Annotated in this window: 9 protein-coding genes; 5 read left to right on the forward strand and 4 right to left on the reverse strand. The window is 60.4% G+C overall.

Annotated elements, in window-relative coordinates; genetic code table 11:
- The first annotated feature begins 165 nt into the window (after positions 1–165).
- On the forward strand, positions 166–2,247 hold the full coding sequence (locus tag BK662_RS24340) for a putative bifunctional diguanylate cyclase/phosphodiesterase (RefSeq protein ID WP_123359640.1): 2,082 nt from the start codon (positions 166–168) through the stop codon (positions 2,245–2,247).
- Positions 2,248–2,487: 240 nt separating this feature from the next.
- Positions 2,488–3,234, forward strand: a complete 747-nt coding sequence (locus BK662_RS24345; protein ID WP_008069154.1) for an SDR family oxidoreductase — start codon at positions 2,488–2,490, stop codon at positions 3,232–3,234.
- Between the two features lie 150 nt (positions 3,235–3,384).
- Here BK662_RS24345 and mapR read toward each other — a convergent pair whose 3' ends face one another.
- The 3 genes from mapR to BK662_RS24365 all read right to left on the reverse strand — a co-directional run bounded on the left by mapR (position 3,385) and on the right by BK662_RS24365 (position 6,804).
- Positions 3,385–4,794, reverse strand: coding sequence for a GntR family transcriptional regulator MpaR (gene mapR / locus BK662_RS24350; protein WP_123359639.1), 1,410 nt, complete (start codon positions 4,792–4,794; stop codon positions 3,385–3,387).
- A gap of 168 nt (positions 4,795–4,962) precedes the next feature.
- Positions 4,963–6,375 (reverse strand): cytochrome c oxidase accessory protein CcoG, encoded by a 1,413-nt coding sequence (gene ccoG, locus BK662_RS24360; protein WP_123359638.1) that lies wholly within the window; start codon positions 6,373–6,375, stop codon positions 4,963–4,965.
- A 195-nt stretch (positions 6,376–6,570) separates the two neighbouring features.
- Positions 6,571–6,804, reverse strand: a complete 234-nt coding sequence (locus BK662_RS24365; protein WP_123359637.1) for a DUF3203 family protein — start codon at positions 6,802–6,804, stop codon at positions 6,571–6,573.
- A 130-nt stretch (positions 6,805–6,934) separates the two neighbouring features.
- On the opposite strand from BK662_RS24365, the gene BK662_RS24370 reads away from it, so the two are divergent.
- Positions 6,935–7,435, forward strand: coding sequence for an MgtC/SapB family protein (locus BK662_RS24370; RefSeq protein WP_123359636.1), 501 nt, complete (start codon positions 6,935–6,937; stop codon positions 7,433–7,435).
- 25 nt (positions 7,436–7,460) lie between these two features.
- On the opposite strand, the gene BK662_RS24375 is transcribed toward BK662_RS24370, so the two are convergent.
- Entirely contained in the window at positions 7,461–7,643 is a 183-nt protein-coding gene (locus BK662_RS24375) for a hypothetical protein (protein ID WP_123359635.1), read from the reverse strand.
- A 214-nt stretch (positions 7,644–7,857) separates the two neighbouring features.
- Between BK662_RS24375 and BK662_RS24380 the strand changes: the two genes are divergently transcribed.
- The gene (locus tag BK662_RS24380) at positions 7,858–9,855 is read left to right on the forward strand and encodes an alpha-1,4-glucan--maltose-1-phosphate maltosyltransferase (RefSeq protein WP_123359634.1); all 1,998 of its coding nucleotides are present in this window, start codon (positions 7,858–7,860) and stop codon (positions 9,853–9,855) included.
- A 203-nt stretch (positions 9,856–10,058) separates the two neighbouring features.
- Positions 10,059–13,400, forward strand: coding sequence for a maltose alpha-D-glucosyltransferase (gene treS, locus BK662_RS24385; RefSeq protein ID WP_123359633.1), 3,342 nt, complete (start codon positions 10,059–10,061; stop codon positions 13,398–13,400).

Genomic DNA, 13,400 nt, shown 5'->3' on the forward strand with positions numbered 1-13,400 from the left:
TGATTATTGCCTTCACTGCCCTGTGCCGCGACCACCCAAACGTTTCATCGTCTTGATGGCCCTTTGATTACTTTGTGAGTGCGTTCGTCCGCGGAATCAGTACAATCGCCGACTTTGCTCCCCGTTAATGAACGCAGCACGGCGGGGGCGGTCACGAGAAGTCCCATGCTCATCGGTAGTTATTCCTTTACCCTGGTTTTCATATCGCTCTGTGTGGCGATACTTGCCTCTTATACCGCGCTCGACCTCACCGGTCGCATCACCACGGCCAAGGGCCGGGCGGCGCATCTGTGGACGGCGGGTGGCGCTTTTGCGATGGGGATCGGCGTGTGGTCGATGCATTTCATCGGCATGCTCGCGTTCACATTGCCGATCGATCTGGGCTACGACGTTACCCTTACGGCGCTGTCCCTATTGATTGCAGTCCTGTCCTGCGGCTTTGCCCTGTGGCTGGTCAGCCAGACACAACTACCGGCCTGGCAACTGGCGTTCGGCGCCTTGGTCATGGGCGCAGGCATCAGTGCGATGCATTACACCGGCATGGCCGCCATGCGCATGCAGCCGGGCATTGATTACGACCCTGCACTGTTTAGCGCGTCGCTGCTGATTGCCGTTGGCGCATCGGGCGCGGCGTTATGGATCGCGTTTCGCCTGCGCCAGCACGCACCGTATGTTCGTCTGATTCGCGGCGGTGCAGCGGTGATCATGGGCATCGCCATCGTCGGCATGCACTACACCGGCATGGCCGCGGCGCGCTTTGCCGACGGCAGTTTCTGTGGCGCGGCGGTCGATGGCCTGAACGGCAAGGGCCTGGATAATCTTGTTCTGATCACCACCCTGGCAGTGTTGAGCATTGCCTTGCTCACCTCGATCCTCGATGCCCGTCTGGAGGCTCGCACTGCGCAGCTCGCCCAATCACTGACCGAGGCCAATCGCGAACTCACCCAACTGGCGTTGCACGACACCCTGACCGGGCTGCCGAACCGAGTGTTGCTGGCCGATCGCATCGATCAGGCGATGTCGAGGGTGCAGGAGCAGGGCGGCTGTTTTGCGTTGATGTTCATTGATCTGGACGGCTTCAAACCGGTCAACGATGCCTTCGGACACCACATGGGCGACCAGTTGCTGCGTGAGGTCAGCCTGCGCCTGCGCGAGGATTTGCGCAGCCAGGACACCTTGGCGCGGATCGGCGGCGATGAGTTTGTGCTGCTGGTGCAACTCACCGAGCCGAATGACGCGCTGAACCTGGCGGCGCGACAGGTGGGGCTGATCGGGCGCTCGTTCCGGGTCGCGGAACATGACTTGCAGATTTCCGCCAGCGTCGGCATCGCGCTCTATCCGGGCAACGGTCACACCGCCGAGGAATTGCTGATGAACGCCGACGCCGCGATGTACCACGCCAAGGGCGCCGGGAAAAACGGCCACCGCTTCTTCGACACCTCGATGAACAGCAACGCGCGCAAACAGCTGCAATTGCTGCAAGACCTGCGCAATGCCGTCGATCAGCAGCAGTTCAGTCTCTATTACCAACCCAAGTTCGACGCCGGCAATGGCCGAGCAGTGGGCGCCGAGGCGTTGCTGCGCTGGATGCACCCCAGCGAGGGCATGCTGCAGCCGGACAGCTTCATCGATCTTGCGGAAAAGACCGGGCTGATCATCCCGATAGGCGAGTGGGTGCTCGACGAAGCCTGTCGTCAGATGCGCGAGTGGTACGTGCTTGGTTACACCGACTGGCGCATTGCGGTGAACCTCTCGGCCTTGCAGTTCTGCCACGCCGGGTTGGTTCAGAGCGTCGCCAAGGCCCTGGCCACTCACCATTTGCCGGCCAACAGCCTGACCCTGGAAATCACCGAAACCACCGCCATGAGCGACGCCGATGCGAGCATGACGGTGCTGCAGGAACTCTCGGAAATGGGCGTTGACCTGTCCATCGATGACTTTGGCACCGGCTATTCGAGCTTGATGTACCTCAAGCGCCTGCCGGCCAATGAATTGAAGATCGACCGGGGTTTCGTCCGCGATCTGGAACACGACAGCGACGATGCGGCCATCGTCTCGGCCATCGTCGCCCTCGGCCAGGCCTTGGGTTTGCGGATCGTGGCCGAAGGGGTGGAAACCGATGTCCAGCAAGACTTCCTGACCCAATTGGGCTGCGACTCGTTGCAGGGATATCTGCTGGGGCATCCGTTGCCTGCTGATCGCTTCATGGCCGACATTCACCGTGGGGAGCAATTGGCTACTGGCTGATGGACCCCTGTGGCGAGGGAGCTTGCTCCCGCTCGGCTGCGTAGCAGTCGTAAACCAGACACCTCGATTTACCTGATGTACCGCTGCGGCCTGGATTGGGAGCGCTGCGCACTCCAGCGGGAGCAAGCTCCCTCGCCACAGGTTTGTGTCATTGGAATTGACGCAGGTTCATGCAAAACCGCGCAATGGCGGTTATTCTTGGCCCCGACTGCTTACGCTTGAAACGGGGGAAATGCCAGCATGGACAAAGTCATCGTCATCACCGGAGGCAGCCGCGGAATCGGCGCCGCCACGGCCCTGTTGGCCGCAGAACAAGGCTATCGGATCTGTATCAACTATCAGTCCGACGAACAGGCAGCGCACAGTGTGCTGGAACAAGTCCGCGCACTCGGCGCCCAGGCCATTGCCGTGCGCGCCGATGTCAGCATCGAAGATGAGGTGATCGGCCTGTTCCACCGCGTAGACACCGAACTCGGTCGGGTCACGGCGCTGGTGAATAACGCCGGCACTGTCGGGCAAAAGTCGCGGATCGACGAAATGTCCGAATTCCGTATTCTGAAAATCCTCAAGACCAACGTTCTGGCGCCGATCCTCTGCGCCAAACACGCGATCCTGCGCATGTCGCCCAAACATGGCGGGCAGGGTGGCAGCATCGTCAACGTGTCGTCGGTCGCTGCCCGCTTGGGCGCCCCCAGCGAATATGTCGACTACGCCGCGTCCAAAGGCGCGCTGGACACCTTCACCATCGGCCTGTCCAAGGAAGTGGCGGGCGAGGGGATTCGCGTCAACGCCGTGCGGCCGGGCTACATCTACACCGATTTCCATGCATTGAGCGGTGATCCGGATCGGGTCAGCAAGCTGGAGTCGGCGATCCCGATGGCTCGGGGTGGGCGGCCAGATGAAGTGGCGGAGGCGATTGTTTGGTTGTTGTCGGATAAGGCTTCGTATGCGACGGGGACTTTCGTCGACCTGGGAGGCGGGCGTTAATCCTTAAGGTTGGCGCCGTCTGTTCTGGCCTCATCGCGAGCAGGCTCGCTCCCACAGTGGATCTGTGTGAACACATCATTTGTGAACATTACCGAGCCCTGTGGGAGCGAGCCTGCTCGCGATAGCCATCTTTCAAACGACATCAAACCTTCAGAACGACCGTACGATCCTGCCCAACGTCTCCATCGCCTTCTCCGAATCCTCGGTCCAAGGGCTGCCATAATTCAGCCGAATACAATTCCTGAACCGCTGGGTCGGTGAAAAGATCGGCCCCGGCGCAATGCTGATCCCTTGCGCCAATGCCATCTGAAACAACTTCAACGAATCCATCTGCGGCGGCAGTTCCAGCCACAGGAAGTAGCCGCCGGCCGGTTGGCTGACGCGGGTCTGGGCCGGGAAGTAGCGGGCGATGGCGGCGAGCATGGCGCTTTGCTGTTCTTCCAGGGCGTAGCGCAGTTTGCGCAGGTGCCGGTCATAGCCGCCGTGTTGCAGGTAATCGGCGATGGCGGCCTGGGCGGGCATCGAAGCGCAGAGCGAGGTCATGAGCTTCAGGCGTTCGACTTTCTGCGCATACCGCCCAGCGGCGACCCAGCCGATGCGATAACCGGGGGCCAGGCTCTTGGCGAACGAGCCGCAATGCATCACCAGACCCTCAGTATCGAAAGCCTTGGCCGGTTTTGGCGCCTGTTGGCCGTAATAAAGCTCGGCGTAGACGTCGTCCTCGATCAGCGGCACCTGATGGCGGCGCAACAACTCCACCAGCTCCTGTTTCTTCGCTTCGGGCATGGTCGCGCCCATCGGGTTCTGGAAACTGGTCATGCACCAACAGGCCTTGATCGGATGCCGTTCCAGGGTTTGGGCGAGCACGCCGAGGTCGATGCCGTCTCGCGGGTGGACGGGAATTTCCACCGCTTTGAGCTTCAGGCGTTCCAGCACTTGCAGGCTGGCGTAGAACGCCGGGGCTTCGATGGCCACCAGATCGCCGGGTTCGGTGACTGCTTGCAGGCACAGGTTCAGCGCTTCGAGGGCGCCGCTGGTGATCAGCAATTCTTCCATGGGCAACATCAGCCCGCCGACCATGTAGCGCAGGGCGATTTGGCGACGCAGTTGCGGGTTACCCGGCGACATGTCGGTGACGACCATGCGCGGGTCCATTTCCCGGGCGGCATTGATCAGCGAACGGGACAACCGTTGCAGCGGGAACAACGTGGGGCTGGGGAAAGCCGAGCCGAAGGGCACGGTGTTCGGGTCCTTGATCGAGTCCAGCACCGAGAACACCAGTTCACTGACGTCGACTTTGGTGGACTCGTTGACCTGGCTGCTGATCACCGGCTCCGAGAACGGGCTCGGTGCATGTACATTGACGAAGTAACCGGAACGCGGTCGGGCGCGGATCAGGCCGCGGCGTTCGAGCAGGTAATAGGCCTGGAACACCGTGGACGGGCTGACGCCGTAGGTCTGGCTGGCGTAGCGCACCGATGGCACTCGCTGGCCGGGACCGAGGACGCCGGAGCGGATCAGTTCAGCGATGTCGTCGGCGAATTTTTCGTAGCGTTTCATTTGAGTCCCGGTTTGAAGTTACTCAGTGGGTGCGCTGTTGTGGCGAGGGAGCTTGCTCCCGCTGGGTGCGAAGCGCCCCCAAAAATTTACGACTGCTACGCAGCCGAGCGGGAGCAAGCTCCCTCGCCACAGAGGACCGCATCTGACAAAGGACTGCATCTTAAAGGCTCAACGGTTCATCGGCGAAACAAACCGGCTCTTGGCCACGCTATAGATGTCCGGTTCATCACTGTCGACAACCTTGAAACTGATGGTCTGCGAGCTGCTGCTCGGGCGATCCGTGGTCATGGCCACCGACACCGGTACGTCGACGATCTCACCGGGGGCCAGGCTCAGTTCGGTCTTGCCTTGCAGCTGAAAGCCGTCACCATCGACCAGCGTCAATCGGTAGTCCTGACGTTGCTGGGTCTTGTTGATGACCTTCAGGCTGTAGATGTTTTCGATCTGGCCTTCACTGTTCTCGCGGAACAGGCCACGGTCCTTGCTCACGTCCAGCGACACCATCGGCCGCTCCACCAGCGCCAGGGCGAGGGCGCCGATCATCACCAGCAGCACCGCGCTGTAGCCGATCAAGCGCGGGCGCAACAGGTGGGTCTTGCCACCCTGCAACTCATGCTCCGAGGTGTAGCTGATCAGCCCACGGGCGTAGCCCATTTTGTCCATGATCGAATCACAGGCGTCGATGCACGCGGCGCAACCGATGCATTCCATCTGCAAGCCGTCGCGAATGTCGATGCCGGTCGGGCAGACCTGCACGCACAGTTGGCAATCGATGCAATCACCCAGCCCGACCTCGGCGGGTTTCACGTCACGTTTGCGCGGGCCACGGTTTTCGCCGCGGGCCACGTCGTAGGAAATGGTCAGGGTGTCCTTGTCGAACATCACGCTCTGGAACCGCGCATACGGGCACATGTGCATGCACACCGCTTCGCGCAGCCAACCGGCATGGATGTAAGTAGCCCCGGTAAAGAACAGCACCCAGAACAGGCTGACACCGCCGATTTGCAAGGTCAGCAGCTCCTCGGCCAGCGGACGGATCGGTGTGAAGTAGCCAACAAAGGTCAGGCCCGTGAGCAGGCTGATTGCCAGCCACAGGGTATGTTTGGCCGTGCGGCGGACCAGTTTGTTCAGGCCCCAGGGCGCAGCTTGCAGTTTGATCCGTTGGTTGCGTTCGCCTTCGGTGAGCTTCTCGCACCACATGAAGATCCAGGTCCAGGAACTCTGCGGGCAGGTGTAACCGCACCAGACCCGGCCTGCGAACACGGTGATCGCAAACAGGCCGAATGCGGCGATGATCAGCAGCGCCGAAAGCAGAATGAAATCCTGTGGCCAGAAGGTCGCGCCGAAGATGTGAAATTTGCTTTCGGAAAGGTCCCAGAGCACCGCCTGGCGGCCACCCCAGTTCAGCCACACCGTGCCGAAGAACAGCAGAAACAGAACCCCCGCGCCACTCATGCGCAGGGTGCGGAACAAGCCCGTGAAGCTGCGGGTATGGATCAGGTTGTCGCTGGATTTGGCCTTTATCTTTGGACGCAAAGGCTCGAACGTTTCAACGGTTCGGACGGGGATTCTATCGCTCATGGTCTTTCGCTCATCAGCCTCCATCAGGCCTGAGCACTATGACCAGCGATCTGTTTGCATAACAGACTCAGCTAAAGCAATAAAAAGAGGATCAGATGAGTTTCTGGCTCCTGCCTGCGACAACTTGATGCACCCGCAACGGCAGGCCGCAAACGCCTGTGCCAGGTGTTTGCGGCGTATGTTGATGCGGCTCAGTCAAATCACCGAATCACTGTCCGTGGCCTTCAAATGCCGGCGTTCATCCACTGCGCCTGCTACGGTCAATGCATCGGCTTCTGCTTCGGTGATATAGATGCGCTGGTCGTCGAGGTCGACCGCCGACATGGATTTTTCCCCGTCGGTGATGATGGTCACGTCGGAGCAAAGACGGATTTCTTCTCTGTTTTGGGTGATGAAGAAGCAGGTCTGGTTTTCGATGCGCACGGTCATGGAGGCGTCCTTTTTTCGGCGGATTCTGAAGTGTTAGGACGCGTGCGCCGATCATCGTTCTGTGCAACCGATTAATGGTGGGTGCGGTCCATCCTCTATCGGGTCATTACATCATCACAAGGACTGCGCCATGGATGCCTGGTGGCACGAGGTTTGGGTGACGCTGCAAGCGGAGTTCGCCGACATCGGCGACGCCTCGCAACTGACGCGCATTACAGTGCGATTGCTAATGGCCGCTTTGCTGGGCGGCATTCTCGGTTTCGAACGTGAGCAGAAAGGTAAGGCCGCCGGGATTCGCACCCATATGCTGGTAGCGCTGGGCGCGGCGCTGTTTGTGCTGGTGCCGCAGATGTCAGGATCCCAGGCCGACGCCATGAGCCGGGTGGTGCAGGGCGTGATCGCCGGCATCGGCTTTCTCGGGGCCGGGACTATCCTGAAAAATACTGATGGCGACGAGGGCCATGTCAAAGGCCTGACCACCGCTGCCGGTTTGTGGATGACGGCGGCCATTGGCGTTTCAGCCGGGATGGGCCGCGAGGCGACGGCGCTGCTCAGTACGTTGCTGGCGTTGGTGATTCTCGGTGTGATGCCTGTCGTGGTGCGCCAGATTGAAAAGGATCGAAACCCGTAAAACCTTCATGCGTCGGGAGCACTGTTCACGGACTCACGATTTCCGGCGGCTGGGAGCTCGGCGGCTCCTCCCGGGGCGGCGGGCTGGTGCCTGGCGGTTCCTGCTCGGGGATGGGGCCGGGTTCGGTCGGCGGAGTTGGCGGTGTTGGCGGAATCGTCGGCTCATCGATGTTCGGATCGGGTGTCTCGGCCGGGATTGGAATGCTCATCGATCGTCTCCAGTGGCAGATGGCGTGAGTCGTGCTTAAGTTGGTTGACCCGTACACAGGGAATTTGATTCCCCGAAAGACTTGGCAAATCCCTCTGAACTTTTACCGGCGCCTGCTGTTCGGAACTTAAGTGAGTTCATGTCGGGGCAGACCGCTTCGTGTGAACGACGACCAGGCACAAGAGCGTCCTTGGGGCGTTAAGGAGAGATGCTCGATGACCGCTGAAAAACCCACAGAGGCGAGCTACAACCCGCATATACCGCTGTCCCAGGCATTGTTGCTGCCGCGGATCGTGATCGAAAACACCATGCCGATCCTCGATGGCGGGCAATTCGCCGTTAAAGCCGTGATTGATCAGGACGTGGTGGTGACCAGTAAAGTGTTTGCCGACGGTCACGACAAACTGGCCGTGCGCATCCGTTGGCGTGCCGACGGCGACGAAACCTGGCAGAGCGAGGTGATGGCCGAGTTGGGCAATAACGGCTGGCAGGGCCAGTTCCGTGTCGAGAAGCAGGGCCGCTATGTGTTCTGCCTCGAAGCCTGGATCGATCAGTTCGCCAGTTTTTGTTATGAGCTGGAAAAAAAGCACGTCGCTGGCGTTTCGGTCAGCCTGGAGCTGCAGGAAGGGCGCACTCACGTCCAGCAGGCCGCCGAACGCTCCGAAGGTCAGCTCAGTGAACAACTGGCGGCGTTGCACCATGAATTGTCCGGTCTGCTCGAAACCGAGCAGGTTGCTTTGTTTCTGCACCAGCGTAGCGCGGACTTGATGGCCCAGGCCGACCATCGTCCCTCGCTGAACCTGAGCCCTGAATACCCGGTGGACGTAGAGCGAGCGCTGGCGCAGTTCGCCAGTTGGTATGAACTGTTTCCGCGCTCGATCACCGATGACCCGGCCCGCCACGGCACCTTCAACGACGTGCATTCGCGGCTGCCGATGATCCAGGACATGGGTTTCGACGTGCTGTACTTCACGCCGATCCACCCGATCGGCCGCAGCTACCGCAAAGGCCCGAACAACTCGTTGATCGCCGGCCCCGACGATCCGGGCAGCCCTTACGCCATTGGCAGCGAAGAGGGCGGGCACGAGGCGATTCACTCGGAATTGGGCACTCGCGAAGATTTTCGCCGGCTCGTTGCGGCCGCTGCCGAGCATGGGCTGGAAATTGCCCTCGACTTTGCGATTCAGTGTTCCCAGGATCACCCGTGGCTCAAACAGCACCCGGGCTGGTTCAACTGGCGGCCGGACGGCACGATCAAATACGCCGAGAACCCGCCGAAGAAATACCAGGACATCGTCAACGTCGACTTCTATGCCGTGGATGCTATTCCCAGTCTTTGGATCGAGTTGCGTGACATCGTCGTGGGTTGGGTCAAGGAGGGCGTGAAGCTGTTTCGCGTCGACAATCCTCATACCAAACCGTTGCCGTTCTGGCAGTGGATGATCGCCGATGTGCGGGCGCTGTACCCCGAGGTGATCTTCCTGGCCGAAGCCTTTACCACCCCGGCGATGATGGCGCGTTTGGGCAAGGTCGGTTACTCCCAGAGCTACACCTATTTCACCTGGCGCAACACCAAGACCGAGCTGGCGACTTACTTCACCGAACTCAACGAGTCGCCGTGGCGTGAATGCTACCGGCCGAATTTTTTCGTCAACACGCCGGACATCAACCCGGCGTTCCTGCATGAATCCGGGCGCGCGGGTTTTCTGATTCGTGCCGCGCTGGCGACCATGGGCTCCGGGCTGTGGGGCATGTATTCGGGTTTTGAACTGTGTGAAGCGGCACCGGTGCCGGGCCGGGAGGAATACCTCAATTCCGAGAAGTACGAAATCCGCCCACGGGACTTCAACGCGCCGGGCAACATCATTGCCGAAATCGCCCAGCTCAACCGCATCCGCCGGCAGAACCCGGCGTTGCACACGCACCTGGGCCTGAAGGTCTACAACGCCTGGAACGACAACATTCTGTACTTCGGCAAACGCAGCGTCGACGGCAGCAATTTCATTCTGGTGGCGGTCAGCCTCGATCCGCATCACGCCCAAGAGGCGAACTTCGAATTGCCGCTGTGGGAAATGGGCCTGCCCGACGATGCCAGCACTCAGGGCGAAGACTTGATGAACGGCCACCGCTGGACCTGGCACGGCAAGTACCAGTTCATGCGGATCGAACCGTGGCATCAGCCGTTCGGGATTTGGCGGATATCTGCCTCTTGAATACACCGCGCTCCTGTGGCGAGGGAGCTTGCTCCCGCTCGGCGGCGAAGCAGTCGCAAACCCGGTGAATGCGGTGCAACTGATGAACTGCAATGGGGTTGCTGCGCAACCCAGCGGGAGCAAGCTCCCTCGCCACAAAGAGCCGCCCTCGGCAGCAGAGTGTTTCGCCTTAGTGGCCTTATTGAATTCAACAGGAGTTACAAATGGCGAAGAAACCCAGGTCAGCCACCTTTATCAAAGACCCGCTCTGGTACAAGGATGCGGTGATCTACCAGGTTCACGTTAAGTCTTTTTTCGACTCCAACAACGACGGGATCGGCGACTTTCCCGGCCTTATCGCCAAACTCGATTACATTGCCGATCTGGGCGTCAACACCATCTGGCTGTTGCCATTCTACCCCTCGCCACGACGCGACGATGGCTATGACATCGCCGAATACCGTGGTGTGCATCCTGACTACGGCACCATGGCCGATGCCAAGCGCTTCATTGCCGAGGCTCATAAACGCGGCCTGCGGGTGATTACCGAATTGGTCATCAACCACACCTCGGACCAGCACGCCTGGTTCCAGCGCGCGCGCAAGGCCAAGCCCGGTTCGGCGGCCCGCGACTTCTACGTCTGGTCCGATGACGACCAGAAATACGATGGCACTCGCATCATCTTTCTCGACACCGAAAAGTCCAACTGGACCTGGGACCCGGTGGCCGGTCAGTACTTCTGGCACCGTTTCTATTCCCACCAGCCAGACCTGAACTTCGACAACCCGCAGGTCATGAAAGCGGTGCTGTCGGTGATGCGTTACTGGCTCGACATGGGCATCGACGGTCTGCGGCTGGACGCGATCCCGTACCTGATTGAGCGCGACGGCACCAACAATGAAAACCTGCCCGAGACCCACGACGTCCTCAAGCAGATCCGTGCCGAGATCGACGCCAATTACCCCGACCGCATGTTGCTGGCTGAAGCCAATCAGTGGCCGGAAGACACTCAGCTGTACTTTGGCAACACCGACGCCAGTGGCCAGAACGGCGACGAATGTCATATGGCCTTTCATTTCCCGCTGATGCCGCGCATGTACATGGCGCTGGCTCAGGAAGATCGCTTCCCGATCACCGATATCCTGCGCCAGACCCCGGAAATCCCCGCCAACTGCCAGTGGGCGATTTTCCTGCGCAACCACGATGAGTTGACCCTGGAAATGGTCACCGACCGGGAGCGCGATTACCTGTGGAATTACTACGCCGCCGACCGTCGGGCGCGGATCAATCTGGGGATTCGCCGGCGTCTGGCGCCGTTGATGGAACGTGATCGTCGCCGCGTGGAACTGCTTAACAGCCTGCTGCTGTCGATGCCCGGCACGCCGACCCTGTATTACGGCGATGAAATCGGCATGGGCGACAACATCTACCTCGGCGACCGCGACGGTGTGCGCACGCCGATGCAGTGGTCGATCGATCGTAACGGCGGGTTCTCCCGCGCCGATCCGGCCAGCCTGGTGCTGCCGCCGATCATGGACCCGCTCTACGGCTATCTGTCGGTCAACGTCGAAACCCAGGCCGGTGACCCTCATTCATTGTTGAACTGGAACCGGCGCCTGCTCGCGGTGCGCAAGCAGTCCAAGGCCTTCGGTCGCGGGACGTTGAAGATGCTCTCGCCGAGCAATCGACGGATTCTGGCTTACACCCGCGAATTCACCGGCCCGGACGGCAAGCACGAGATTATTTTGTGCGTGGCCAACGTGTCCCGCAGCGCGCAAGCGGCGGAACTGGATCTGTCGGCTTACGTCGGCATGGTTCCGGTGGAGATGCTCGGCGGCAATGCGTTCCCGCCCATCGGCCAGTTGAATTTCCTGCTGACGCTGGCGCCTTACGGTTTCTATTGGTTCGGGCTGGCGGCGGAAAACCAAATGCCGAGCTGGCACGTGGAACCGGCACAAAGCCTGCCGGACTTCACCACCCTGGTGCTGAAGAAACGCATGGAAGAGCTGCTCGAAGCGCCATCCCGACGTACTCTGGAGCAGGGCATCCTGCCGAGCTGGTTGCAGAACCGCCGCTGGTACGCCGGCAAGGACGGCATCATCGACAACGTCAACCTCGCTTACGGCGTGCGTTTTGGCGACCCGCAGCATCCAGTGCTGCTGGGTGAAATCGACGTCACCAGCGGCGGTCAGACCAGCCGCTATCAATTGCCGTTCGGCTTTATTTCCGAGGAACAGGTTGGCGCGGCGTTGCCGCAGCAATTGGCGCTGGCCAGGGTCCGGCGCGGGCGTCAGGTCGGCTTGATCACCGACGCCTTCAGCCTCGACAGCTTTGTTCATACCGTGTTGCAGAGCATGCAGGCCGGCATGGTGTTGCCGTCGGACGGCGGCGAGATCCGCTTCGAGCCTACCGACGAACTGGCCAGACTTGGCCTGACGGCCGAGTCGGAGGTGCGGTACCTGTCCGCCGAGCAATCCAACAGTTCGGTGGTGATCGGCAGCAGCCTGGTGCTGAAACTGATCCGCAAGGTCGCGTCAGGCGTGCATCCGGAACTGGAAATGAGTGCGTACCTGACCCATGCCGGTTTCCAAAACATATCGCCACTGCTGGGGGCGGTGATTCGTCGCGATGCGGCGGGCGAAGACACGTTGTTGATGATCGCCCAAGGCTACTTGAGCAATCAGGGCGATGCGTGGGAGTGGACCCAGAACAACCTCGAACGGGCACTTCGCGACGAACTCGCTGATGCCATGTCCGAGCAGGAGCAGCACTACAACGCCCTCGGCGAGCTGAAGGATTTTGCCGGCATGCTCGGCCAGCGTCTGGGGGAAATGCATCAGATGTTGGCCGCCCCGAGCGCCAATCCGGACTTTGCCCCACAGATCACCACCCAGAAAGATGCTTTGGCCTCGGCCAAGGATGTGGCGGCGCAACTGGAACATGCCCTGAAGTTACTCAAGCAGCATCAAACTGAACTGAACGCCGAGGATCAGGCATTGGTCAGTCGTTTGCTGGACAACAAAAAATCCATCCTCAGCCATGTCCAGGAACTGGGTAAAAAGGCTGCTGGCGGTTTGCGTATCCGCGTCCATGGTGACTTGCACCTGGGGCAGGTGCTGGTGATCAAGGGCGATGCCTACCTGATCGATTTCGAGGGCGAGCCGGCGCGGCCGCTGCATGAGCGCCGAGGCAAGCACAGCCCTTATAAAGATGTCAGCGGCGTGTTGCGCTCCTTCGATTACGCCGCGGCGATGACGATCAACGTGCATAACGTCGATAACACCGTCGCCGCCCAAGAGGCGCGTCAACGGGTTGCCGAGCGTTATCTGAAAGAGGCAAGGCAAGCATTTGTCGACGCTTATCGGCTGGCGGCAGCTAGTCTTGCTCATGCATGGCAAGATCCTGAAGGCGAAGACGCCGCGCTGGCGTTGTTCGGTCTGGAGAAGGCGGCTTATGAAGTGGCCTATGAGGCTGAAAATCGCCCCACCTGGCTGCCCGTGCCGTTGCACGGTCTGTACGGGTTATTGAGTGGGCTCAAACCCTTTTCCGATCTTGGTGGAGAGTAG

This window comes from Pseudomonas frederiksbergensis, assembly GCF_003732275.1.
In the GTDB taxonomy this organism is placed as follows: Bacteria; Pseudomonadota; Gammaproteobacteria; order Pseudomonadales; family Pseudomonadaceae; genus Aquipseudomonas; species Aquipseudomonas frederiksbergensis_H.